The organism is Agrobacterium sp. 22-3639C2 (genome assembly GCF_053522105.1).
In genome coordinates this window covers 222,034-247,484 of record NZ_JBNWDB010000004.1, presented here as the reverse complement: position 1 = coordinate 247,484, position 25,451 = coordinate 222,034, and the positions used below count along the sequence as shown (strand labels likewise).

Annotated in this window: 21 protein-coding genes; 11 read left to right on the top strand and 10 right to left on the bottom strand. The window is 56.0% G+C overall.

The features are described from left to right. Positions 1 to 3: 3 nt before the first annotated feature. From ACQZ6D_RS18470 to ACQZ6D_RS18460, 3 genes are all read left to right on the top strand, one after another. Positions 4 to 876 carry a polysaccharide deacetylase family protein gene (locus ACQZ6D_RS18470; protein ID WP_112154697.1) on the top strand — a complete coding sequence of 291 codons (873 nt, stop codon included), beginning with the start codon at positions 4 to 6 and terminating at the stop codon, positions 874 to 876. Between the two features lie 30 nt (positions 877 to 906). Then, positions 907 to 1,965, top strand: a complete 1,059-nt coding sequence (gene speB, locus ACQZ6D_RS18465) for an agmatinase (protein WP_112154733.1) — start codon at positions 907 to 909, stop codon at positions 1,963 to 1,965. A 536-nt stretch (positions 1,966 to 2,501) separates the two neighbouring features. Then, the gene (locus ACQZ6D_RS18460; protein ID WP_003516900.1) at positions 2,502 to 2,747 is read left to right on the top strand and encodes a hypothetical protein; all 246 of its coding nucleotides are present in this window, start codon (positions 2,502 to 2,504) and stop codon (positions 2,745 to 2,747) included. 303 nt (positions 2,748 to 3,050) lie between these two features. Here the strand turns inward: ACQZ6D_RS18460 and ACQZ6D_RS18455 are convergent, their stop codons facing one another. Together ACQZ6D_RS18455 and ACQZ6D_RS18450 are read right to left on the bottom strand one after the other, a co-directional pair. Then, entirely contained in the window at positions 3,051 to 4,988 is a 1,938-nt protein-coding gene (locus ACQZ6D_RS18455; RefSeq protein WP_112154698.1) for a hybrid sensor histidine kinase/response regulator, read from the bottom strand. 24 nt (positions 4,989 to 5,012) lie between these two features. Then, on the bottom strand, positions 5,013 to 5,768 hold the full coding sequence (locus ACQZ6D_RS18450) for a helix-turn-helix domain-containing protein (protein ID WP_051093869.1): 756 nt from the start codon (positions 5,766 to 5,768) through the stop codon (positions 5,013 to 5,015). A gap of 111 nt (positions 5,769 to 5,879) precedes the next feature. On the opposite strand from ACQZ6D_RS18450, the gene ACQZ6D_RS18445 reads away from it, so the two are divergent. After that, complete coding sequence (locus ACQZ6D_RS18445) at positions 5,880 to 6,620, top strand: response regulator (RefSeq protein ID WP_019565908.1); 741 nt, start codon at positions 5,880 to 5,882, stop codon at positions 6,618 to 6,620. Here the strand turns inward: ACQZ6D_RS18445 and ACQZ6D_RS18440 are convergent. Continuing rightward, entirely contained in the window at positions 6,563 to 7,006 is a 444-nt protein-coding gene (locus tag ACQZ6D_RS18440; protein ID WP_155846271.1) for a hypothetical protein, read from the bottom strand. The genes ACQZ6D_RS18445 and ACQZ6D_RS18440 overlap by 58 nt on opposite strands. 283 nt (positions 7,007 to 7,289) lie before the next feature. On the opposite strand from ACQZ6D_RS18440, the gene ACQZ6D_RS18435 reads away from it, so the two are divergent. The 3 genes from ACQZ6D_RS18435 to ACQZ6D_RS18425 all read left to right on the top strand — a co-directional run bounded on the left by ACQZ6D_RS18435 (position 7,290) and on the right by ACQZ6D_RS18425 (position 12,854). Further along, positions 7,290 to 8,474: an acetate/propionate family kinase gene (locus tag ACQZ6D_RS18435; protein ID WP_112154701.1), complete on the top strand. Its 1,185-nt coding sequence runs from the start codon at positions 7,290 to 7,292 to the stop codon at positions 8,472 to 8,474. Between the two features lie 47 nt (positions 8,475 to 8,521). Beyond that, entirely contained in the window at positions 8,522 to 10,909 is a 2,388-nt protein-coding gene (locus ACQZ6D_RS18430; RefSeq protein WP_112154702.1) for a phosphoketolase family protein, read from the top strand. Positions 10,910 to 11,081: 172 nt separating this feature from the next. Next, positions 11,082 to 12,854 carry a heavy metal translocating P-type ATPase gene (locus tag ACQZ6D_RS18425; RefSeq protein WP_448730402.1) on the top strand — a complete coding sequence of 591 codons (1,773 nt, stop codon included), beginning with the start codon at positions 11,082 to 11,084 and terminating at the stop codon, positions 12,852 to 12,854. 42 nt (positions 12,855 to 12,896) lie between these two features. Here ACQZ6D_RS18425 and ACQZ6D_RS18420 read toward each other — a convergent pair whose 3' ends face one another. Beyond that, positions 12,897 to 13,727, bottom strand: a complete 831-nt coding sequence (locus ACQZ6D_RS18420) for a universal stress protein (protein ID WP_333717635.1) — start codon at positions 13,725 to 13,727, stop codon at positions 12,897 to 12,899. Positions 13,728 to 14,029: 302 nt separating this feature from the next. Between ACQZ6D_RS18420 and ACQZ6D_RS18415 the strand changes: the two genes are divergently transcribed. Then, complete coding sequence (locus tag ACQZ6D_RS18415; protein WP_112154705.1) at positions 14,030 to 14,557, top strand: Hsp20/alpha crystallin family protein; 528 nt, start codon at positions 14,030 to 14,032, stop codon at positions 14,555 to 14,557. Positions 14,558 to 14,760: 203 nt separating this feature from the next. Here ACQZ6D_RS18415 and ACQZ6D_RS18410 read toward each other — a convergent pair whose 3' ends face one another. From ACQZ6D_RS18410 to ACQZ6D_RS18390, 5 genes are all read right to left on the bottom strand, one after another. Beyond that, a complete protein-coding gene (locus tag ACQZ6D_RS18410; RefSeq protein WP_003516916.1) occupies positions 14,761 to 15,027 on the bottom strand; it encodes a GrlR family regulatory protein in 267 nt (88 codons plus the stop codon). A gap of 280 nt (positions 15,028 to 15,307) precedes the next feature. After that, positions 15,308 to 16,126 (bottom strand): universal stress protein, encoded by an 819-nt coding sequence (locus ACQZ6D_RS18405; RefSeq protein ID WP_003516917.1) that lies wholly within the window; start codon positions 16,124 to 16,126, stop codon positions 15,308 to 15,310. Between the two features lie 624 nt (positions 16,127 to 16,750). Then, on the bottom strand, positions 16,751 to 17,068 hold the full coding sequence (locus ACQZ6D_RS18400) for an ATPase inhibitor subunit zeta (RefSeq protein ID WP_019565897.1): 318 nt from the start codon (positions 17,066 to 17,068) through the stop codon (positions 16,751 to 16,753). Between the two features lie 167 nt (positions 17,069 to 17,235). Next, positions 17,236 to 17,694: a pyridoxamine 5'-phosphate oxidase family protein gene (locus ACQZ6D_RS18395; RefSeq protein ID WP_272870263.1), complete on the bottom strand. Its 459-nt coding sequence runs from the start codon at positions 17,692 to 17,694 to the stop codon at positions 17,236 to 17,238. Positions 17,695 to 18,245: 551 nt separating this feature from the next. Further along, the gene (locus tag ACQZ6D_RS18390; protein ID WP_112154706.1) at positions 18,246 to 20,099 is read right to left on the bottom strand and encodes an ABC transporter ATP-binding protein; all 1,854 of its coding nucleotides are present in this window, start codon (positions 20,097 to 20,099) and stop codon (positions 18,246 to 18,248) included. Positions 20,100 to 20,670: 571 nt separating this feature from the next. Between ACQZ6D_RS18390 and ACQZ6D_RS18385 the strand changes: the two genes are divergently transcribed. The 3 genes from ACQZ6D_RS18385 to ACQZ6D_RS18375 all read left to right on the top strand — a co-directional run bounded on the left by ACQZ6D_RS18385 (position 20,671) and on the right by ACQZ6D_RS18375 (position 23,112). After that, positions 20,671 to 21,564, top strand: a complete 894-nt coding sequence (locus ACQZ6D_RS18385) for an AraC family transcriptional regulator (RefSeq protein WP_111796266.1) — start codon at positions 20,671 to 20,673, stop codon at positions 21,562 to 21,564. An 88-nt stretch (positions 21,565 to 21,652) separates the two neighbouring features. Next, positions 21,653 to 22,363 carry a YbhB/YbcL family Raf kinase inhibitor-like protein gene (locus ACQZ6D_RS18380; RefSeq protein WP_448731736.1) on the top strand — a complete coding sequence of 237 codons (711 nt, stop codon included), beginning with the start codon at positions 21,653 to 21,655 and terminating at the stop codon, positions 22,361 to 22,363. Between the two features lie 29 nt (positions 22,364 to 22,392). After that, entirely contained in the window at positions 22,393 to 23,112 is a 720-nt protein-coding gene (locus tag ACQZ6D_RS18375) for a class I SAM-dependent methyltransferase (RefSeq protein ID WP_111796264.1), read from the top strand. 297 nt (positions 23,113 to 23,409) lie between these two features. Here the strand turns inward: ACQZ6D_RS18375 and htpG are convergent, their stop codons facing one another. Further along, positions 23,410 to 25,302, bottom strand: coding sequence for a molecular chaperone HtpG (gene htpG, locus ACQZ6D_RS18370; protein ID WP_111796286.1), 1,893 nt, complete (start codon positions 25,300 to 25,302; stop codon positions 23,410 to 23,412). Positions 25,303 to 25,451 lie beyond the last annotated feature (149 nt).

The following is a 25,451-nucleotide window of genomic DNA, read 5'->3' as shown; positions in this document are numbered from 1 at the left end:
TCCATGACCTTCGATATGACACCACGTCCCCTCAACCCGGCTGCGAAGGCACCGGAAATGACTTGGCCGAACGGCGCAAGGAGCGCGCTGTTCATCGGTTTTGATGTCGATGCCGAGACCGCCTGGATCGGCAATAATCCATCCAATGTCGATCGCATGGTCACCACCTCGCATGGTGGTTATGATGCCCGCGTCGGCATAGCCCGGATCCTTGGACTGATGGACGAGCTTGGTCTGAAGGCCACTTTCTTCACACCCGGCTGGACAGCGCTTGCGCATCGGGCCGAATGCGAGGCCATGGTGGCAGCCGGCCACGAGATCGGTCATCACGGATATCTGCACACGCTGCCCGATCGCACCAGGCTCGATGACGCCATGGAGGAAATCGACCGCGGCTTCGAGGCATTGCAGTCGGCGCTCGGGGTTCGTCCTGTCGGCTACCGCGCCCCATCTGGCGAAAATTTTCCCGAGCTCCTTGCCTACCTGAAAAAGTCAGGCATCCGCTATTCCAGTTCCTTCCGGGACGACATTTTGCCCTACCGTCACGCGGCAAGCGGTGGCGTTCCAGGCCCGGTCGAAATCCCTGTCAACTATGCGTTCGACGACTGGAATTTCGGCATGACCAGTCGAACCAGTCCGCGCGCGATCTTCGGGCGCGACACGATCCTGCCGCTCTGGATTGACGAGTTCGAGGCAACCCATGCCTGGGGCGGGGTGACCACGCTCGTTCTTCATCCGCAAGTATCCGGCCGACCGATGCGCTGGCACCTGCTGCGCGACTTTCTGAAGCATGTGATTGCCAAAGGCGATGTGTGGATCGCGACCGGCCGCGAAATCACCCACCATTTCGAGGCCCAGGAAGCGGCCCGTCTGTAAATTCCACTGATCAAAAAAGGATATATGCCCATGGCTTTCGATGAAGATGCACTCATGCGCCTGCGCGCGCGTTATGGCGAAGGCCACGGCGGAACCATTCACGATCCCGAGTTCCGCGCCGTAGCCGACCGTATTTTTTCGGCAAGCGGTACACGCGCCGCGCCCTATAGCGGCATACCAACGTTGCTCGACGCCGCCTATCGGGCGATCGATCCCGTTCAGCCCGATGTTGATGATCTCGACGTCGCCTTGATCGGGGTACCGATGGACCTTGGCGTCACCAATCGGCCGGGTTCGCGCTTTGGGCCACGCGCCTTGCGATCAATCGAACGGGTCGGGCCTTACAATCATGTCCTCAAAACCGCGCCACTGTTCGAGATGAAGGTGGCTGATATCGGTGATGTGCCGTTTCGCAGCCGCTACCGACTTGAGATGAGCCATGAGGATATCGAGGCTTATTTCACAAGGGTCGTACAGGCAGGCGTCATCCCGCTCTCGGTTGGCGGCGACCATTCGATCACTCATCCGATCCTGAAGGCCGTCGGCCGGGACCGTCCCGTTGGCATGATTCACATTGATGCGCATTGCGACACCGGCGGTGCCTATGATCTTACCAAATTCCACCACGGCGGCCCATTCCGCAACGCGGTTCTCGACGGCGTGCTCGATCCCACCCGCGTGGTGCAGATCGGCATTCGCGGTGCGGCGGATTATCTCTGGGAATTTTCCTACGAGAGCGGCATGACCGTGATCCATGCTGAAGATCTTGGCAGGATGGGCATTGACGCCATCATCGAAAAGGCGCGCGCAGTGGTTGGCGATGGCCCGACCTATTTGTCCTTCGATATCGATAGCCTCGATCCGGCCTTCGCGCCGGGCACTGGGACGCCAGAAATCGGGGGGCTCACCAGCCGGCAGGCGCTCGACATACTTCACGGACTGAAGGGCGTGAATTTCGTTGGTGGCGATGTCGTTGAGGTCGCTCCACAATATGACACAACCACCAATACCGCCCATATCGGCGCCCAAATGCTCTTTGAGATCCTTAGTTTGATCCGCCTCAGCCCGGCGATTGCCTCAGGCAAATGAAACTGCACCTAGGCGGTCTGCCAACCAACGCCTGAGAAAGCTTAAACGCCTTGAACCGTCGACCTGGACATTATCGGAGCCACAACGCGACACGAGGAGCAAGCCGCAGGACAAGATATTCCCGTGTGTATCACTGGGAATAGCTAGGAGCGTACGGTGGCCAGCTCACAGACGCGAAGTTCAAAAATACAGAGCCCGCTCGCGCGAGCGCGGGCTCTCCCGTTTCGACGTAGGTGGCCAGGATGCAGATAGTGACCTCATCAGGCTGCTAGCATGACGCGTGGCGGAAAATAGCTTTAATCGGCCAGACGTGGCGGTGAATAGATCGCATCCTCGTAATTTCGTGAGGGGTGGATGCCAAATACCTGCGCGACATCCTCGATGCAGAAGAGGCGGAACCCAATGGGCGGAGACGGTTTGCGAATGAGAGCCATACCACATGCTCTTCTCTCATGTCAGCCATTGATCCGCATCAATGTGTTCCTTTGATCAATTTCACTACTTTAGAAACATCTTGAAAAATGGGATAGCTTTTTATGTCCAGAGCCTTCGACAAGCTCATCAAAAAGCTCGAAAAGCTAGAGGCACAAATGAGTATTGTGTGCGATCTGGAGATCCCTTCAGAAGCTCGACAGAAAATATTAAGTGACCTGCTCGAGCAGCACCGCTTGATTGGAAATGAGCTCATGGAAAATGGCTTTCGAGAAAAGCTGGACGGTAGCGAAGAACTTACTGCACGGATCTTTGGCAACGGCTCAGCCCTATCCAAGGGTGATCAGTGACCCTTACCGAAGCCGCACCGCCGGTGCTCTGCGCATCCCCGCTGGTCGGAATGACGTCTACGGCCGTCAAGGTTGTGCACTCGATTTCGCTGCCATTACTGCCAATGTGCTTCGGCGCCTGGCTCTCGCTTGCGACTGGACCCGTCCGCTTCTGGGCTACCTTGCTGCTGGCCACGGCTGGTACGAGCATATAGGGTGGTTTGCCAATCTTGCCGATTTCTTGCCTTGATCAGACCAATACGCGCCGCACCGTCCAACCTTGGAAACGAATGAAGCGGCTTAACGCTTCGGTCCCCCGCCTTTTCAGAACCGATCCTCATCCTGCTCCAGGAGTTCGCGCAGGCTCACTGCCAGTTCGCGGGCAGTGTAGGGTTTTTTAAGCCAGCTTCCCTTCGCGGCCAAATGTCGCCCGGCAATGGCCGGCTCCGCATAACCCGACGTAAACAAGACCTTGATGTCCGGCCGCAAAGCACGGGCAAGTTCCGCAAGCTCGTCGCCCGCCATGCCACCTGGCATCACGATGTCTGAAAAAAGAAGTGCAATATCGGAATGATGCTCAAGCAGCTCGAGCGCCTCAACACCGTTGGCCGCTTCCACAACGCTGTAGCCCAGAGCGGCGAGCCTCATGACCGCGACGCGTCGGACGCGAGCATCGTCCTCCACAACGAGAATCCTCTCTCTGTCCCCGGATTCAATTGTGGCTGGGAAGTCCGTGATATCGTTCTCCGGCGGATTGGCGGTATCCAGAGCTGCTGGAAGAAAGATCCGGACAGTCGTCCCCTGCCCCGCCTCGCTGTAAATCTGAACGTTGCCACCCGACTGTTTGGCGAAGCCATAAACCATGCTCAATCCCAAACCTGTGCCGGCTCCAACTTCCTTGGTGGTAAAAAAAGGTTCGAATGCCTTCTGTTTAACCTCCGGCGTCATACCCGCTCCCGTATCTGTGACGGATATCTGCACGTAGTTGCCAGGTTTTATACTTGGGTACATCTCTGCATAGTCTATATCAATTTTGACGCGCGCAACCTCTAATATCAGCATTCCACCCTTTGGCATGGCATCGCGCGCATTGATAGCGAGGTTTAAAAGAGCGCTCTGCAGCTGCGAACTGTCCACCAGAGCCTCGGTCTCTGAACCCGCTATAATCGTTTTGAATTCGATCGCCTCACCAAGTGTTCTCCGCATCAAATCGGAAAACGCGCCTATGAGTTCGGCAATGTCAGACTGTCGCGGGTTGAGCGGCTGCCGACGGCCAAAGGCCAGAAGCTGGCTCGTCAGTCTTGCACCGTCTTCAGCAGCACCCTGCGCTTCCCGAAGGAAATGCCGGATAGTTTTGTCGGTGAGCCTGCTTTCAGCCATTTCGAGGTTACCGCTTATGACGGTGAGAAGGTTGTTAAAGTCATGTGCCAGGCCGCCCGTCAGTTGACCGACCGCTTCCATTTTTTGCGCCTGGCGCAATTCCTCCTCGATTTTCTGTCGGCTGGTCAGATCGCGTATAAAGCCCGTAAAAATACGATCGCCGTTGGCGATTGCCTCCCCCACTGAAAGCTCCATGGGAAAACGTGAGCCATCCTTTCTTTGTCCGGTCACTACACGTCCATAGCCGATGACGCGTCTTTCCCCGGTCGACAAATAGCGTGCGATATATCCGTCATGCGCTGCCCGGTCAGGGTCCGGCATCAGCATCCTGACATTGTGGCCGACAACCTCATTTGTATCATAGCCGAAGAGCCGCTCAGCCGCAGCGCTGAAGGACGAAATGATACCTCCTTCGTCGATGACAACCATCGCGTCGGGAACAGTTTCCAAAATGGAAAGAAGGTGCGCCTCGCGCCGGGCCAGTTCGTCCTGCATTCTTTTCAAATCCGTCACATCATTGTTGGTCTGCACAATGACCGGTGGCTGCTCGCCACCAAACTCTACGAATACCCATCTCGTCGCGATCAGGAGCTTGTGACCGTCCTTATGGTAATGAACGACTTCGCCACTCCATGATCCCTGGTGGGAAACGCGTTGCCGCAGTTCAGGCAGCGGCAAAGGGAACTGGGTGGAAAGAAGATCGTGGACGATCTTTCCAATCGCCTCCATTCTATTCCATCCGTAAAGATGCTCGCAGCCTGTGGTCCAGCCCGTGATCTTTCCGTCCATTCCATGAACTACGATGCTGGCACCATCCAGCAGGGTGATAACGGACTGAAGCTGCAGCTTTCCTCCCTCTTCCGGTCGCAAAATTTCAGGCATCGTTATCTCGTTGAGCGACGCTTGCTAGTGGCGGTGCCGTCCACCATGAACGACCAGTTTCTGCCGCACGTCGGAATAATCATCACCGTCACCGGCTAATTGTGCAAGGAGAAGCGGCTTGTCGATCATGATTGTTTGACGCGCGCCAGCATTTTCAATCCGAAGGACGCCCCTGTTGATAAGCTTCGTGAAGGTGCGTGAAACGGTTTCGATCGTAAGCCCGAGATAATCGGCAACATCCTGACGACACATGGGGAGTTCGATCGTTTTTTCCCACTCTCCCCGCCGCGCTTTACGTTCCAGAAACGTCATAAGAAACGTGCACAGTCTTTCTTCAGCACTTTTGCATGACAGCAGCACCATCTGTTGTTGGGCGACAGCCATTTCGTCTGAAACCAGCGCAAACATTTCCAGTCGCAGGATTTGATTGTTGCCGACGGCTTTTTCGAAATGCCTGCAGGTAACCCTGCGCAGCGTTGCAGAGGACACTGCTTCCGCGCTGTAGATGTAACGGTTTCGGATAGATATGCCGAGAATATTGCCGGCAAAGAGAAAACCGGTGATGATACGGCGACCATCTGCTATAATTTTGAATATTCGCAATACGCCGTCCGTGACTTCGAACACATGTTCGGCTTCGTCCCCTTCAATGAATAGCGACCGTCCGGCCGCCAGATGCTCTACAGGCTGATTGCGAAAAATATCCCGCAGGCAATGCACCTCATCTGCTGGTGTCAAAATCTGACGGGTAAGAGTGCGATATTCGCCTGTACTGTACATGATGACCTCCATCTCTTTGCGATGGAGTTAAACCAAGTAAAATAACTGGTTGATGCCGCAAGGATGACAAACAGTGTTAATCTGTGACAAATTGTAACGCGAGATCAGAGCATGGCACAGAAGAACGGCCATTTGCTTGTTGTCGATGATGATGCGCGGGTGCGCCAACTGCTTACGCGTTTTTTCGACGGAGAAGGATATCACGTCAGCGCAGCGGCTGACGGTGTCCAGATGAGGGCACATCTGAAACACAACGAAATCGATGCTATCCTCCTTGACCTCAATCTCCCGGGTGCTCAGGATGGTCTTGATCTCGCTCGAGAAGTCCGGCTGAATTCGGATGTGCCAATCATCATGCTCTCCGGCCGAGACGACGTGGTGGACCGCATCGTCGGTATTGAGATCGGCGCTGACGACTATATTGCCAAACCGTTCCATCTTCGCGAAGTGCATGCGAGGCTGAAGTCAATCCTGCGGCGCCGTCTGCCGCGCGGTTCGCCGCGCCGCAATGAAATTTTTTACTTCGATGGCTGGACGCTTGACGTGCCCTGCCGAAATCTCCTGTCGCGGGAAGGAACACAAATTGACCTGACGACAGGTGAATTTGACATGCTTGTCACCTTTGCCAAGAATCCTGGGCGTGTTCTGACCCGCGATTTTCTGTTGGAGGAGACGCGAGCACGCCGTCGGGAAGCATTCGACCGGTCCATCGACGCGCAGGTCGCGCGTCTGCGCCGGAAAATAGAAACAAACAGTAAGCATCCAAGCATCATCAAGTCTGTTCGCGGCGTCGGTTACGTCTTTTCCGCGTCGATGGAAGAGGCACCCTCATCGGCAGTACGAAGATCATAAATCAAGCCGTCACCCGAACCTGGTCGTTTGGATGGGTCGCTGACGAGCGACCAGCCTTTAGGTCCGGCAGGCCAGAAATGAATGCGCTGACATTTCAGCTCTCTGGCTTTTTCCTTGACCTCATCAAACAGCAGCCGCGAAACACCTTGTTCGTCAAACAGGCTGAAGGAAGCAAAGACCGGAACCTCCATTTGTGGGGATTGCCGGCGATCGGTGACAAATACAAAGCAGACGCCGCGTATCACTCCCGCCCTGTCGGTTACAGTGAGCCAATTGCGCCGTTTCTGATCAGTGTCGGTTTCAGCCTGCCATTCCTGAAACGAAACCGACGAGAAGAGATGCTGGATAACGGCATAAGCGCGAGCGACGTTGGAAAGGGTGAGCAAACCGACCTCGTAGTCTCCTGGCATTTCTGATCTCCCAAGTAATCGTTCGGATCTTCCGGTACCGGGGATTTTTCACATTGATGGTGATCAACAGCCTTCGACGCATGCATGCATTTACTGGAACAACCACTTGGCGGAACCACCGTGGATTGCGCTATGTCAAGGCAAAGTGTGTGCGATCACCGATAGATTGGAATGGCTGAAGGATAACCGAGGAAGGCGCCTCGCCATTTTGACAATGCAATGGCTGGCAGAGCTGGCGATATGCCCACGGAGAGTCCGCATGAATGACCCCCTCCTTCTTACCTTCAATACCGGCTCCTCAACAGTGAAGATCGGTATTTTCAAACTGGAGCAGCAAACACCGAAACGTATCGGCAAGGCAGTGGTTGATATTTCCGATCGACCATTGACGCTCGATCTGGCGAAAGGACCGGCGCGTCTTAATCTACCCTTGAAAACCGGCGCTGATGACGATCTTGCCGCGCTGATGAAGGAGGTGTTTTGCACGCTGGCAGCCCACTTCGATCTCGACAATGTGGTGGCCGCCGGTCACCGTATCGTGCACGGCGGCAACCTTTTCGACGGTCCGGCCCGGATCAACGATCAAACCATGGAACGGATGCGATCACTCGTGGACATGGCGCCGCTGCATCAGCCGCAGGCGTTGCGACTGGTTCGGGCAGTGACGCACCTGCGACCGAAACTCTTGCAGACGGCCTCCTTCGACACGACTTTTCATTCAACGCAGACCGACCTTGTACGACGCTTCGCCATTCCCCGCGCCTTTCACGACCAGGGCATAAAGCGCTACGGCTTTCACGGGCTTTCCTTCCGTTACGTGGCGCGAGCTCTGACCGAAAGGGCGCCCGAGATCGCCGACGGAAAGGTAATAATCGCCCATCTCGGGAGCGGCGCAAGTCTTTGCGCCATCGAGCGCGGCAAAAGCTGTGATACGAGTATGGGCTTTTCCACCCTCGACGGCATTCCCATGGCGAAGCGTCCCGGTGCAATCGATCCAGGGGTGCTGCTTCATTTAATTGGGCCGCTGGGGAAAACGCGAGCAGAACTCGAAGATATACTTTACCACAGGTCCGGTCTTCTCGGCGTTTCGGGCCTTAGCGGCGACACCCGTGAGCTTCTCAAGGACAATAGTAGGCAAGCTCGCGAAGCGATCGAGCTTTTCATACTCAGGGTCGCCGGCGAGATCGGTCGTCTGACTTCAACACTTGGCGGGCTGAACGGGCTGGTCTTCACCGCCGGCATTGGCGAGAACCAGCCGGATATCCGCGCCGGGATCGCAAGCCGGCTGCTCTGGCTGGGCGCCGAGCTTGACGAGCACGCCAATCGGCGCAACGCGCTGGCGATCAGCACTCAGGCAAGCCGCATTGCCATCCATGTCATCCCCACAGACGAAGAGCAGATGATTGCCGAGGAGTGCCTCTCCATTTTCTCACCGGGCGGATGACGTCCTCCGCACGTCGCAAACTGAACTGAATTTCAAGGAGCAGTACCATGCAGCCCGAAAATGTTTCGATGACAACTTGCGAGATCACCTCTCAGGAACTCGCGCTTGTGGATCGCTACTGGCGCGCCGCCAATTACCTCTCAATCGGCCAGATATACCTGCTCGACAATCCGCTTCTGCGCGAACCGCTGCGGGCAGAGCACATCAAGCCGCGCCTGCTCGGCCACTGGGGCACGACGCCTGGTCTAAATTTCATTTACACCCATCTCAACCGTGTCATCCGCAACCGCGATCTCGATATGATCTATGTCTGCGGTCCCGGTCATGGGGGCCCTGGCATGGTGGCAAGCACCTATCTCGAAGGAAGCTACAGCGAAATCTACCCGCAGATTTCCGAGGACGCTGCGGGCATGAGGAAACTTTTCAGGCAGTTCTCGTTTCCAGGCGGCATACCAAGCCATGCCGCTCCGGAAACACCCGGCTCCATTCACGAGGGCGGCGAGCTCGGTTATGCTCTGGTGCATGCCTATGGCGCCGCCTTTGACAATCCGGAGCTGATCGTCACCTGTGTTGTGGGTGATGGAGAGGCCGAGACCGGAGCGCTCGCGGCAAGCTGGCATTCCAGCAAATTCCTGAACCCCTCGCGCGACGGGGCGGTGCTGCCCATTCTGCATCTTAACGGCTACAAGATCGCCAGTCCAACCCTGCTCGCCCGCATGAGCGATACGGAACTCGACCATCTCTTCCGGGGTTACGGCTATGAGCCATTCTTTGTCGAAGGACATGAACCGGAAAAGATGCACCGGCAAATGGCGGCCGCTCTCGATCAGGCCATCGACCGCATCCGCGCCATTCAGGCTGATGCCCGTGGCGGGGGAATGGATGGCCTGCCGCGCTGGCCGATGATCTTATTGCGCAGTCCCAAGGGCTGGACAGGACCCAAGGAAGTAGACGGCAAGAAGGTCGAAGACTTCTGGCGTGCCCATCAGGTGCCGGTCGCCAATTGCCGCGAGAATGAAGGCCACCGCAGGATCCTCGAAGATTGGATGCGCAGTTACCATCCCGATGATCTTTTCGACGCGAACGGCCGGCTGAAAGAGGAGCTGCGCGCCCTTTCTCCGGTGGGCACACGGCGCATGGGTGCCAATCCGCATGCAAATGGTGGCATTTTGCGCAAGGAGCTTCGCGTACCGGATATCCGCGATTATGCGATCCCGGTGGAAAAACGTGGCGCGCTTATGATCCAGACGACAGAAATCCTCGGCAGATATCTGCGCGATATTCTCAAGCTTAACCGTACTGACGCCAACTTCCGCATCTTCGGACCGGATGAAACGGAATCGAACCGCCTCGGAGCGGTCTTCGACGCCACAAGCCGGGTCTGGATGCAGGAAATCAAGCCTTACGATGTCCACCTGTCACGCGACGGACGGGTGATGGAGGTGCTTTCCGAACATCTGTGCCAGGGCTGGCTGGAAGGTTATCTCCTCACCGGCCGGCATGGCTTCTTTTCCTGTTACGAAGCCTTTATCCACATTGTCGATTCAATGTTCAACCAGCATGCCAAGTGGCTGAAGGTCGCTCGTGAACTGCCTTGGCGCAAGCCGGTCTCCTCTCTAAACTATCTGCTCACCTCGCATGTCTGGCGGCAGGACCACAATGGCTTTTCCCATCAGGACCCTGGCTTCATCGACCTCGTCGCCAACAAGAAAGCCGATATCGTCCGCATCTATTTGCCGCCGGACGCCAACACCCTGCTCTGGGTCGGCGACCATTGTCTGAGGACATGGAACCGCATCAACGTCATCGTAGCCGGCAAGCAACCGGAACCACAATGGCTGACCATGGATGAGGCGGTGAAGCATTGCGAGGCCGGTATCGGCATATGGGACTGGGCTGGCAATGAGGATGGCGTCATAGCACCCGACGTCGTGATGGCCTGCGCCGGCGACGTGCCGACGATGGAAACGCTGGCCGCCGTGACCCTGCTACGACAGGCGATACCCGAACTGAAGATCCGCGTCGTCAATGTCGTTGACCTGATGACGCTTCAATCGCAGGAACAACACCCGCACGGGCTGTCGGATGAGGAATTTGACCGCCTTTTCACCACAGATCGGCCGGTCATCTTCGCCTATCACGGCTATCCATATCTGATCCATCGGCTCACGTACAAGCGTACCAACCACCAAAATATCCATGTCCGCGGTTTCATCGAAGAGGGGACAACCACGACGCCCTTCGATATGACGGTTCTGAACGAACTCGACCGGTTCCACCTCGCCCTTTCGGCAATCGATCGTGTGCCAGGCCTCAGGAATAAGGCTGCAGGCGTTGTGGGAATGCTCGAGGCAAAACTTGCGGAACATACACGTTACGTCCGGGAATATGGCGAAGACATGCCAGAAATCCGCAACTGGACCTGGCAAGGGTGAGGTTGCGGGCAAGACAACGCCGCCCGCGCGACAGTCGGTATCATAGACAATTCCGTGACATCCATCGTGGAGGGCCATAATGCGCAATCACTCCCTTGCCGATATATTGAAGCGACTACGTCCAGCGCTAGTCGTCACCTCGCTCGGGGGACTTGCAACTGCCCTCATCGGGATGCTTGGTGGTTTCAATGTTGTCTACGATACCGCGCTGATAGCTACGACCATTCTTGTGATCCTTGCGCTTACGGGACAGATTTTCGTCAGCCTTCGGCGAAAGGAATTCGGACTCGATACGATCGCGCTGTTATCAATGAGCTCGGCATTGATTTTCGGCGAACATCTGGCTGCCGCCGTCGTCGCCCTGATGTATTCCGGCGGTCAATATCTGGAAAGCATCGCCGAAGGTCGCGCGCGACGAGACATGACAGCGCTTCTGCAGCGGGCACCCCGATTGGCAACGCGGCGCCGGGGCGAAAATCTGGAAGAAACCACCATCGAGGCGGTCGAAACCGGCGATCGGCTTGTGGTGCGAAGGGGCGACATTGTGCCTGCTGACGGTGCGCTTGCAGAAGACGCCGTTCTGGACGAGGCGGCACTCACCGGCGAAGCCTTACCCGTCAACAGAAAACGCGGACAGCCTGTCATGAGCGGGTCTGCCAATGCTGGCAACCTCTTCGAAATGATTGTCACCAAACCGGCAAGCGAGAGCACCTACGCTGGAATCATCCGGCTGGTCGAGGCTGCTCACAACAGCAAGGCACATATGTCGCGTCTGGCCGACCGCTACGCCCTTGCCTTTCTCCTGACGACGCTTTCGATAGCGGGACTTGCATGGCTGCTGAGTGGTGATCCGGTCCGTGCGGTCGCCGTGCTCGTCGTCGCAACCCCCTGCCCTCTCATCCTGGCCGTTCCTATGGCGTGGACTGCAGGTATGTCGCGTGCAGCGAGTGCTGGGCTCATCGTAAAAGGGGCCGATATTCTTGAAAAGCTCGGGCAAGTAAGAACACTCGTTCTCGACAAGACCGGAACTCTTACCGACGGTCAGCCCCATCTTGCAGTCATCAATGCATTGGCGGATGAAAATCATCTGCTCCGGCTGATTGCCTCTCTCGACCAGGGCTCCAACCATGTGGCCGCGCGCGCCGTGGTTGCGGCCGCCCTTGACCGCGGCCTTGCTTTGACGCCGCCCACGCACGTCTCGGAAAAACCGGGCGAAGGGATTTCAGGAACGATAGGAGGCACGCAAGTTGCCATAGGTGGTCTGAACTATATAGCTTCGAAGGTAGCCGACGTGCCAACTCTCGGGCAGGCAGAAGTGATGACCGCCGCGATTGCTGTTGATGGAAAATTTGCCGGCACACTGCTTTTTAGCGACGCGCTTCGCGAGGGTGCTGGAGAAGCCCTGGCCGAACTGAAACGGCTCGGGCTTAACCGCATCATTCTAGCGACCGGCGATCGCGCCGATGTGGCGCGCCGCATTGCCGAGGGATTACCCCTCGATGAAATCAGGGCCGAACTTACGCCACTGCAAAAGATCGAACTGGTGCAAAAGGAAGTCCGTCAAGCGCCTACCATGATGGTTGGCGACGGGGTGAACGACGCGCCGGCACTTGCTGCGGCGGATATCGGACTGGCCATGGGCCTGCATGGATCGGCAGCAGCAGTTGAAGCAGCGGATGCGGTTCTGCTTGCCGAACGGCTGGAACGCATCGGCGACGGCGTACGAATCGCAAGAGACTGCCGGCGGATAGCGATGCAGAGCGTCGTGGCCGGAATCGGGCTATCCGTAGCCGCCATGACCGTTGCATCGTTCGGGTATCTCAGACCAGTCGAGGGCGCAATTGTCCAGGAAGTGATTGACGTCGCGGTCGTCCTTAATGCGTTGCGCGCCCTTCGAATAAGAAGATGGTTAATCCGAGCAAAGGCGCCCATAGTCGCGGTATAGTATTACACGCAAGCGTAATTCTCTCCGGCAGATCCGATAGCGCTATCGGGCGAAAAAGACCGGCAACTGGCATTCGTCCAATATCGATGCCGTGACGCCCCCGAAAATCCGCTCCCGCAGTCGCGAATGGCCATAGGCCCCCATGACGATAATGTCGCTACCGATCTCCCGTGCGCGCTGCTGGATAACGGCTTCGGTACTTCTTTCAGCACTCGCCAGTTGTTCGACGATGGTCTTAACGTTGTGGCGAGAAAGAAAGGTAGCGATATCTGCACCCGGTTCTCCGCCATTGAAGAGATAGGACCCGTCCGGGTCAACCAGAACGATATGAACCGCATCCGCACGCACCAGCATAGGCAAAGCCTCCTTGGCCGCGCGTGCTGCCTCGGGCCGGGAATTCCAGGCCAGCAGCACTCTTTTGGGCTTCAGGCTTGTTCTGCCTTGAGTTGCCATAAACATCAGCGGGCTGCGAGCATCGAATATCGTTGCAGCCATTACCGTTTTACGAAGGTCGATATCTTTACGTATACCATTACCGGCGACGACGATATCGGCACACATGGCCCGCATGCAGAGATTGTTTTCAATGATAAAACGGTCTTCATAAAGTTGATCTACGTCGTAGGTGACGCCATTTATGTTGCAAAGGTTCTCCGCCTCCTTCCTGATTTTCATCAGTTCATCAATTTCGTTTTGCCGCTCCTCTAGCCAGACCGTCGTAACGGGATAGTCGGCGGTAATGGGCGAGAGCGCCGCGCCGAGGACGAGAATGGAGAGATGGCTGTCTAGTTCGCGAGCAAGGTCGATCGCCTGACTGATATCTGCCGCGGCATCATGTGCACCGATGACAGCAAGTATGGTTTTCACGGACATGGACATGGCTCCTTCCTATTGATGATCAATTCGATGAGTAGAGTGTGCATAAAGGATTGCAGACCCGCGATGATCTTCGTCAATCGCAATGGAGAAACTCCAAATCCCGTACCGATCATTGCAAGGTGCCCTGCCGACGCGATCAACGGCTTGAACTCGGTGAAGAGTGGCATTGATCCTGTCAATGCGGGCCTGATTGCGCGGTGTTTAATCGGGATACTCAATGAAGTGCGGTACGCGGTTGAAATGACGTCAAGTTGCCGTTTCAAGCGTCATCTTTCTTCAATTACAGGAGAAATATCATGACTTTGGCCCAAACCAAACTTCCGGTGAGCTCCAATGAAACGCCGGTCAAATCGATGGGAAATTTCTGGTCCCCGATTGATACCCTTCGCTCCGAGATCGATCGGCTTTTTGACGGCTTCGCTCCCTCATCGTGGCATGCACCTGATCACTCCTCTTTCGGCGGCACCTCTTCCGGCCTGAATGGATGGAGCACCTCACTGGCGGTCGATCTGGTCGAGAAAGATGATACCTACGAGGTTATTGCTGAATGCCCCGGCCTTGATGCGAAAAACATAGAGGTCGAGCTTTCAAACGGTCTTCTGACTATCCGGGGTGAAAAGCGGGAGGAAAAAGAAGACAAACAAAAAGAATATCATGTTTCCGAACGCCGTTACGGCTCCTTCCAGCGCAGCTTCTCCTTGCCGGTTAACGTCGATGCCGACAAGGTAGCGGCCACGTTCGAAAACGGCCTCCTCAAGGCGAGGCTTCCAAAAAGCGCTGAAGCAAAGAAGAACCAGAGGAAGATCGAGATCAAGGCAGCTTGACCTTCGATTTGATCGGGGCGGTGAAAAGTGTAAGCGGTATTGGCCATCCCGCTCTAACTCTATTAGTGGGGCACGACCGATAAATTCAGAATGAGGAATCCTGAAACCGTAATGCACCATCGCATCAGCGCAGGCTTCCGATGAGCGCTCTTTGCATCACAACTACCCGAAGAATAGTGATACGCTCCCCTTTTTCTCAATCTCTAATCTTCGAAAAAGCGATCAATCCGAAAGCCATTGAAAATGGCAATCGAAAATAACCCCTCAAGATATACTCTGCCATTCGCTCCCAAGACATAGGTCATCCCGGGAACCATGGTGCGCGTCTTGACTTTGACATCCGCGACAAGCTTGCTGTCTTCAGTATGGTAATTGCCGACGTAATAGGAGCCTTGTTCCCCTCCAAGTAGTTTCCCGTCTCTCAGGACGACTACTCCACCGCCTTCGCCAACTGAGACAGTGAATTTCACGCTTTATAGCCCGTTTTTCATGCCTCGCTCTCCATTTACACTAAAGGTTGATAATGGATGCGCGCAAAAGTCTAGCAGGGCTCTACAGGAAATCCTATAAAGCCCGAAGCAACGTGCTCACCGTCCAAGCGATCAAGCCGGGATAGTCGGCGAAGTTTTACATGGAAGCCCGGCCCGGCCCTTGAAAAACGAAAGCATTCATCATTCTTCTCCTCTTGATCAAAAGTCGCGCGAGGCGGTTATCTTCACGCAAAGGCACCCAGCCTCCTCTTTCAAGTTATTATTTCGCCAGAAGGAGCGGTCGCCTGGTCTTTTCGATCATAGTGCGCGTGACGCCGCCGAAAATACGTTCGCGCAGCCGGGAGTGGCCGTATGCGCCCATGACGATGAGACTTGACTGCAAGCGCTCCGCATAGGTTTCGATCGTCTCGGCTATCGTCCGGCCTTCGCTCTTTATGCTTTCAATCGAAGCATTAATCTGCTGATGAGATAGATACGATCGCAATCCTGGCGCCAGCTCCCGATCGTCGTCAGGATCGACGACAATGATCTCGACAGACCGCGCCCTTTTCAAAAAGGGAACGCTCGCCCTAACGGCCGCAGCTGTTTCCGGCGCATCAGACCAGGCAATCAGAACGGAGTTCTTGTCCCAAGAAAGGCTGCGCAAGGGATCGACCAAAATCGGTACACCGGCGTGAAAAAGAGCTCCGTCAAGGATGGCATCACGCACGCCAGGATCGTTTAGAATATCCGGGCCGATCGCAACAGCGTCGGCGAATTGCGCTCGATACCCGACAACATTGTCCAGATTGAATATTTCGGTATAGGCTTCCTCAATATCAAACGAAGAAATCTTGCCTTTCAGATAATTTTCGAGAGCAAATACTTGCCGTGCCAGCCTGTCTTGGTCGGCCTGCCGCTCGTCTAACCACGCTGCTGACACGCTCTCCATATGGGCACCGACGGGTGGTGGTGAAGCAATGCCGATCAACAGCACGGAAAGATGGCTTTCCATCGCATCGGCCAAATTGAAATCCATGTTTGACTCGGGCGAGGCAGGCTCACCTGTCGTGATCTGCAATAGCGTAGCGAAGCTCATTTTGTTCCTCCTGAACTTTCACTTCAGGATGAAGCAGTTGCGGTAAGATAGCCTTGATCCTCGTCAATGGGCCATTCGATGAAATTCCGGTGGGAAAGGGTAACCTGTGAGCGACACCGCTAGCCAGCACGCGAAAATTCTGCCGTGCGCGCAGTCCTGCGGTGCAGGTGTGGCCTAGTGCAAGTCACCCCGTACATTTTGGAAACGGTGCGACATGGAAAAGAAGCGCCGAAGCGCACACGGGTTAAAAAGTCACGCAATCATTCGCGACAAAATAAACGCCTGACGCCGCCAAAGCTGGACTTCCTGCAGCCTAAAACCCTGTTCAGGCATCGACGTATCACTACAGCATTACCTGCCGATCGGATACACCACGCAAGGCTTGCACTCGATCGACAGCCGCTTCTTTTTTATCTTTCCATTTGATCTCATGCCTGAGATTATCCAGCCCTTCTCGACGTGGACTTCCGCCGCATTGTGAGAAATATCTGTGTTCCAGTTGATCGTGATGAACTTAAGCTTGGCAGGCTCATCATCAGCCGTCAGCTTCGCACTGACCCTCGTTTCGGCAAAGGCCGCTAAGTATCAGCGGTCGCTGTCTCAATATGGAATGGTCTAGTTCGTCTATTGGTTCACTGAGCCTTCAACGTCCCTTACCGCATCGGCAAAGCATTTTTGCATTTTGTGCCGTATCAAATTACGTGTATCCGAAAGCCCGAGGATCGCCAGATCGCTTTCCAGTTTTTTCAAGACACCCTCGTCGCCCCGTGCAAAATCAGCTTCAATAATGTCCTCAAGACAACGCGCAATATCGCGACCGAGCAGCGTGGCCACCCAACTCGCCAGCATTTTGTCACGCCTGGCGCGAATTCTGAACGGTTTCTCAGCCATCAGGACATATTGCCTCTCTGCAGCTCTCTCGCGTTCATCGTAGATCGTCATGGTACGCTTCTCCCCAAATCGCGGCCTTCGGGATCACCCGGATCTGGCCGATTGCGTAGAAAGTGCGGCAGAAATCTCGACCCGTCGGCGCCCAAAGCAACAAACGCCCCATGTACACGCCGACAAAACTGCTGCGGACAGGTCAGTGCACAAGAGTCCAGCGTCGCCTATTGCGACAAAACACGCTCCGGCTGGCCCTCTCTCGCCTCTCTACCACTCAAAGTCACGATATCCAGTGCAAAAAAGACGTGTGGAGAGGTCCCTCGACGAGGTTCAGATCGAGGTTTCAGGGCGCCGGGTTCCCACCAGTCAAAGTGTTCCGCAAGCAGCTCCCAAGCATGTAAGCGTTCCCGAACGGGAGGGTCTTCGTCTGGCAACTCCCGAAAAGAGGAGTCGATTATGACGCTCGCCCATTGATGCGCACCTTCCGGAGTGTCGATCTGCAAACAGGCACGCGGGTTTGACCGAAGGAATTCAAGTTTCTTTCCCGGCATTGTAAACGCGTAAAGGCTGTTTCCCGAATATGCGTAATATATTGGAACAACATAAGGGATATTATCCCTCGCGCACGCCATTCGCGCCAGCCTCTGGACTGCGATGACGGCGAGACACTCGTTGTGCGTCATTTCTCGGACCAGCATCGCTTACCTCCCGTACTCATAAATGGAGCTTGCATCTGGAGATGTACAAACGTCGCTCCGCCACGCGGGAAATCCCGCGTCCGAAGTACTTTTTCCGTTTCTACATTTTCATCTCGGTGCAGCGTATCCATTAGTAAATAGAAATATCAGCCATCCGCCATTGACCTTTATCAATCGCAGAACCTTATGACGACGCAGAGCCCGTAAATCAGCACGGAACATTGACCCCTTTTTCTATCCGAGTTTCGCCTCCTGTGGGCGATGAGGTTTGATCGCCGAGCGCTGGACGGGTTCCATAGTTGTGCCAGGTGCGTGCTGGCCACCCCAATCCAGCAGGATCAATTTGCGATATCGATTTGAGTTGTCCTTTGGCCACGATTGACCGGAGGAAGAACGCGCCACGCTCAGGTTAAACAGGGAGCCGAGTCTGCTGCCCTTTGGAGAAGCAACACTATTCACCGTGAAGCAGACCATCTGTTCAGCAAACAATTCCGAAATGCGTCGCGAATAACTGGGGTTTTATCGCAAACGCGGGTTCAGTTGATGTCGTCAGGAATAAATCCACCCGTCTGACGCTGCCACAGCCGCGCGAAAAGACCATTGGTTTCAATTAACTCCCCCGGCGGGCCTTCCTCTATTATGCGGCCGTTTTCGAGCACGACGATGCGGTCCATGCTGGAGATGGTCGATAGGCGGTGGGCAATGGCGATAACCGTCTTGCCTTGCATCACAAGATCAAGTTTCTCCTGAATCGCGGCTTCGGATTCACTGTCGAGGGCCGAAGTTGCTTCATCGAGGATCAGGATCGGAGCGTTTTTCAGGAGAACGCGGGCGATCGCGACACGCTGGCGTTGGCCGCCGGACAGTTTGATGCCGCGGTCACCGACGTAGGCGTCGTAGCCCTTGCGGCCATCGCTATCGGAGAGTTCTGTTATGAAGGTGTCGGCAGCAGCCATTCTGGCGACATCTTCCACCTCCTGCGCGCTCGCCTCCGGTCGCCCATAGCGGATATTATCGCCGACCGAACGATGCAGCAGCGACACATCCTGGGCTATAACGCCAATCACGCGGCGCAGACTTGATTGGGTGACCGAGCGAATATCCTTGTCGTCGATCAGGATCGCGCCGTCCTGGATATCGTAGAAGCGCAGCAGGAGATTGGCGAGTGTGGTCTTGCCAGCCCCCGATAGCCCGACGAGTCCAACCTTTTCACCGGGACGGATCGTCAGCGAGAGATCATCGATAACCGGCTTGCCAGTCTTGTAGGCGAAACGGACGTTCTCGAAACGGATTTCGCCATGGCGAATGGTAAGATCCGCTGCGTCTGGACGATCGGTGATGCTGGGCGGTGTCGTCATGACGGGCATGGCGTCCTTGATCGTACCGACTGCCTGGAAGATCTGTTGGCCCATCTGTAGGAACGTGAAGGTGTGAGCAGACAGCCGGCTGAGGACGTAAACGGCAGCCGTGAATTCGCCGATCGTGACGAAACCATCGACAAGCCCGGTAAATCCGATCGAGAGTATCGCCAGCCAGTGCATCATGTTGAGGGCAACGACAATGACCTCCGAGGTGCGGTAGATCCGCTGTTCACTTTGTTGGGCATTGATGGCCTTGGCAATAATGCCGCGGATAGCGCCCGCCTCGCTGTCTTCGGCGGCAAACTGCTTCACCATCTGCATATTGCCGTAGAGATCGGTGATCGCGCCAGAAATCAGGCTGCGCCGCTTGGCAGAACGGCGCGAGCGCTCGGTAAAAACAGGTGCCAGCCTGACAGCGAGCAGAACGTTAAGCGTGATCCAGACGATGGTCGGCAAGGCGAGCTGCCAGGAGAGAGCGCTCAAGAGAATGACCGACCCAGCCATTTGCATCACGAAGCGCGGGATGGACTGGAAGGCCGATATGATCTGCTGCTGCACGGCCGAGGCCACCTGCTGGAGACGTGAGGCGACCTGACCGGCATAGAGATCATGGAAAAAGGCCAGATCCTGCCGCTCCACCGCCTTGTGGCCCTGCCACTGAATGGCGGCAGGCATACCAATGCCAAGCGTATGCGAGTTCAGCGTGTTGACGAAAAAGGAGCCAATCGGGATTGCGGGAAAGAGCATCAGGCCAAGCAAGGTGAGAAGCAACCATTCATTGTGCAGGAAGGCGCTTGCGCCCTGTTGCGTCACGCCATCAACGATGACCGATAGTCCCCAAATAATCGCCAGATTCATGGCCTCGATTGCCATTGTGGAAAGGGCGAGCACGAGCAGGATGCCGCGGAACATCCGGATGAAGTGCAGGAGAACAGCCACCGGGCCCTTCGCGGGCAAAGGCTGATAGGGGATATCGAGGGGTTGGATCAGCGTTTCAAAGGGTCGATAGATCGTATCGGAAATCGACATCAGGGCTCGAACTCCAATTGAGGAAAGATCAGAGGGTCTCGGCATATTTTAGCATTTCTGCGACGGCATCAATTGTGACCTCGTTCCCTAAGCCGACGCCCGGCACGAGCCAACGCCACGAATCCAACACATCTCGGCCAGCAACTCCATCATTTCGAAACATAAGTGACCGCTTTGGGATGCACCTCTGCCGGAACGAATGGGCAAACCGACGGTCCAAAACGGAAGTTATTTTCGCCTTGGGGCGGGACCGGCCTGTCTGATTTATGGCGGCGAGAGTGAAATAGCTGCCGTCAAACGCGGTGAACACTTTGACTGCTTCTGAACGTAATTCCAACCGTTCAGGCGTCCAGCACTCTGCGTTCAGGCGCGCGATGAGAACCTCTACGACCAAGATAACGGCGCTTTGCCGGCTTGCAATATCCGACCATCTCAGACGTTGTAGCCCTCCAAAAGATCGCCAATGGCAGACAGTACCTTTCCGTTTTCAGCGCCCTTCGGCGGCGTATCGACAGCGACTTGATTTCAACATAGCAATGACGCCTGATCCAATTTCGAGATAGCTTGTTCAATGCGTGACAGCGACAAAACACTACGGCGGCGTCTCGTTGATGCCCTTCGCCCGCTGGCCGAGCGCGACACGCGCTTTATGCTCGAAAACGAAGATCCACCGTTCATCTCGGCCTTCGTCGCCCGTCACAGGGAAACCATTTCCGAGCTCAGCATGCCCGCAGCCGGCCTCGTCATCGTCATCGAAGGCCGCAAAGAAGTGCTGTGGGGCGCGGAACGCAAAATCTACCACGCCGGCGACGCCTTCGTGCTGCCGGCCGGTGCGGAGGTTGATGTTGTCAATGAACCAGATGCCGACACTGGCGTCTATCGCGCCCTCTTCGTCCGCTTCTCTCGCACCCTGGTCATTGAGGCGGCACGCCTTTGGCCGCAACTCACCAAGCGCGACATACCCCTCGGCTCGCCCATCACGATCAGTCCAACGCTCTGCTCGGCAATCATCCATAGTGGCGAGGCGCTGGCGGGTGCGCTCGACCTTTCCCGGCGCGTCGTAGATCACCGTGTTCTCGAGGTTCTGCTTATCCTGGCCGAACAGGGTGCGCTGCCATTGATGCCCAAATATGTCGACCGCTCAGTCACAGAGGCAGTGCGCCTCCTGATCCGCCACCGGCTCGATCACGCGTGGTCAACCGCCGCGGTCGCCGCTTCCCTGTCGATGTCAGAGGCCACCCTGCGGCGGCGACTACGGGACGAAAACCACTCACTACGCGCGCTGCTGCTCACCGAAAGAATGCATGCCGCTTACCTCATACTCTCGGATCGGGATGCCGATGTCGCCGACGCAATAGCCGCTACCGGCTACGCATCGCGTTCACACTTCTCGCGGCACTTCCAGGATGCCTTCGGACAGGCTCCTTCGACCGTTCGCAGGGCACGTAAAAAACCATTAGCCTGACCGCTTCAGGCTCATTGCTGATCAGATCGGGCCCACCCGCATTGGCATCGTTCCCTATGCTCGACTGAAATCAACCAGGCGAGACGAGATGAACAGGAATAAAAGAAGCATATGCGCTGCCATTGTGGCCGCCACATTTTCGGCGACAGCGCCCATGGCCGCGGACTCCACGCTGTCCGTAAAGATCGAAGGGCTTGACGGTTCTGGCCGGTTTTCAAATTCCGCCGCCTTCTGCCCGCCCGGAAAAGGGGCGAAGGACGTGAGCCCGGGGGTCTCATGGTCGGCAGGCCCAGAGGGCACCAGATCTTATGTGTTACTGATGACCGATCCGGACGTACCACTCGATTTTAGCCTCATCAATAAACCTGGCACCACGATTCCAGACGACGCGCCGCGGATCAACGTTTTCCACTGGGTTTTGGCCGATATTCCCGCCGGCATCATATCCATCGGCGAAGGTACGGAAAGCGATGGTCTCGTGCTGGGCGGCAAGCCGGTCGGATTGACACCACACGGACTGCGCGGCGCCAATGTCTATACGAGTTTTCTGGCCAAAACTGATGGCATGGCAGGCACCTATGGTGGTTACGACGGCCCCTGCCCGCCCATAAACGATCAGCGCGTTCACCGCTACATCCTTGAAGTGGCCGCGCTCGACGTTGCGACACTGGGCCTTGCCGGGCCGTTCACTGGCGAAGACGTGGAAAAAGCCATGGCTGGCCACATCCTTGCAAGCGGCGAGGCGACAGCGACATATTCATTGAACCCGAGCCTGATCCACGCCGCCACGGCGAAGTAGATTACAATCCCGAAAGGTTCAGACACACCATGTCACCAATAAATGTTTCGTCCTTACCCGTCTTCAATCGGGATGCATCCGGCTACGACGCCCTTCGGCGCGGCCTTATTCCCTGTTTCGATACGTTTTACGGGACAGCACTCGACTTGATCGACGACTGGCGGGACGCCGAGAAACTGCGTGTACTCGATCTTGGCGCTGGCACTGGCCTTTTCACGGCAATGCTGCTGGCCCGCCACCCCGATGCCCAGATCCACCTCGTCGATGCCTCCGAAAAGATGCTCGAGCAGGCCCGGCAACGCTTCGATGGCAATCCGGCCATTACCTATGCCGTGGCCGACATGTCAGATACCGAACTCGGCGGTCCGTGGGATCTCATCATCTCAGCGCTGGCGATCCATCATCTGGAAGACGCCGCGAAAAAGCATCTCTTCGGTGAAATTCGGAGCGCCTTGTCGGAGGGTGGTCTGTTCGTCAACGCCGAGCAGGTCCTCGGCCATGATTGCGAGGTAGAGGCCCGTTACGCCCGTATCTGGCTGCAACAGGTCAGGAGGCTGGGCGTACCCGAAGAGGAAATCACCAAAGCGCTCGAGCGGATGTCCCACGATCGTTGCTCCCCTATAGAGAACCAGTTGCAATGGATGCACGATACGGGATTTTCCGAGGTGGACTGCAGCTTCAAAGCATGGCGTTTCGCGGTGCTCAGTGGTCGGCGTCAGGGCGAGCCGCAAGCCACTACGAGCTTTTGAGATAGCAGCAAGACCTGGCATCAGCGGTTTATGAGATCTGCAGGGGTTCTATAACGGGCCCTTGGCAGTTTACAGTTCCAATGATGACTTATGGTGGGTTCTGCAGTGCAGTTGCATCTTCCAGAGGGTAAAGCGGCACTGAAGGGGCTGTGCCGGGCGCAATTGGCGCTGTCATGATGCATCATCTGAGAAAACGCAGTCACACTCATTGATAACCTGCGCACCATCGGCAACCACCAATCGTCCTCTTCGGCCGAGTGTTGGCAAGGCAGGCAAAGGCCGCCTTGCCAAGGCTTGTCACTTACCGGATCTCATCGCAAGGGCAAATAACCTGGCCTGCCGATCGGCGAACGCGCGCGGGTTGGCTGGTTTGTCCCCGTCAAGGATGCGGGCTTCGTCAAGCAAAAGCCACGCAGCATCCTCGCGAAACGCCTGATCGTCCATTGAAGCAATGTTTTTCACAAGTTCGCTATGCCCATTGATCTCCAAGATCGGCTTCGACGTTGTTTGCAACCGCCCGGCGCCTTTCAGGAGTTTTTCGAGTTGGCGGTCGGGGCCATAATCCGACGCCACAAGGCAGACCGCACTTTCGGTCAACCGATCAGAAATACGCACGTCAGCGACCTCCTCACCAAGGGCGCTTCGCGCGAAATCGATGAAGGCTCCAACCTCGGGAGAAGCTTGCCGGCCAGCCTCATCAGCGTCCCCCTCCCCGGCAACAGTGTTCAGATCGGCAAGACCTTGGGTGACAGATTTAAATGGCTTGCCTTCAAAATCTGGCACATTGGTCGGCCAAAAGTTATCGACGCCATCTGTAAGCAGGAGGACTTCGATCCCTTTGGCCCGGAAACCCTCAAGGTGCGGCGACGATTTCAGCTGATCCAAAGTGGAGCCGCTAATATAATAGATCGCCGATTGTCCTTCCCTCATCGTGGCCAGGTAGTCAGCCAGGCTGCGTGTCGCCTCGCCCGATACGGTGCTGCGGAAGCGTGCCAGCTTCAGCAACTGTGAGCGCCGTTCGAAGTCCTCGTAGATGCCTTCCTTGAGAATAGCCCCGAACATATCCCAGAACTTGGCAAACGTCTCGCCGTCGTGCTCGGCCATCTTCTCCAGCGCGGAAAGGATCCGGCTCGTCACGCCCTTTTTGATGGCCGCGAGGACCGGACTTTCCTGGATCATCTCGCGGGAGATGTTGAGCGGCAGATCCGAAGTATCAACGATGCCACGGACGAAGCGCAGATAGCGCGGTAGCAGTTCGGCATCATCGGTTATGAAAACGCGCTTCACATAGAGCTTCATCCGACCATGTCGGTCCGGATCAAACACATCGAATGGCTGAGAACCGGGTATGAAGGCAAGAGTCGTATATTCGTGTCGGCCCTCAGCGCGGAAATGGACGTTACTCAGCGGCTCGTCGTACTGGCCTGAAACGCTCCGATAGAAATCGACATAATCCTGCTTGGATATTTCATTCTTCTGCTTGATCCATAGCGCTGCACCATCGGATACCTGTGAGGGCTCGGCACCCTCCTTCTCGACCAGACGGATAGGTACGGGGACGTGGCCGGACTGGTTTCGAATGATCTCCTCCACCGTCCATTTGCTCGTATATTTCTTTGCATCTTCCAAGAGATGTAACACGACGCGAGTACCGCGTGTCGGTGCTTGTCCCGGATCGACCGCAACAATGTCATAGCTTCCTTTGCCGTCGGATGACCATTTCCAGGCCTCGTCCTTGCCGGCGCGGCGCGAGATTACTTCGACCCGGTGAGCGACCATGAACGATGAATAGAAGCCGACGCCGAACTGGCCGATCAGTTGCGCTTTCTCTCCAGCTTTGGCCGCCTCAAGCCGATCCATGAATGCTTTTGTCCCCGAGCGCGCGATCGTACCGAGCGCGTCGATCATCTCGTCGCGGTCCATGCCAATGCCGCTGTCTTCGACAACGAGTGTCTGCGCCTCTTCATTGAGCGTCACGAGAATTCCAGGCTGGATCCCATCGGCCGAGAGTTGCGGCTTGGAAATCGACTCATACCGCAGCTTTTCGCAGGCATCCGCCGCGTTCGAGATCAATTCGCGCAGGAATACATCTTTGTCCGAGTAGACCGAATGCACCATCATGTGCAGAAGTCGGCTGACATCGGCTTCGAATACGTGTTGCTCGGGCTGGCGCTCTTGTACGGTCGTCATTGATACCTCCATTGCACATAAATCGCCGGTCAAATGGTTTTTCCAGAGTCATATTTCAAGCGCTATCTAGCGCTTGCGCCAGCGTTCCTGGATCGTCTTTCGACTAGATTGTTTCCGATTTTCTGTTTCCGTGAGCCTTTGAGATTGCG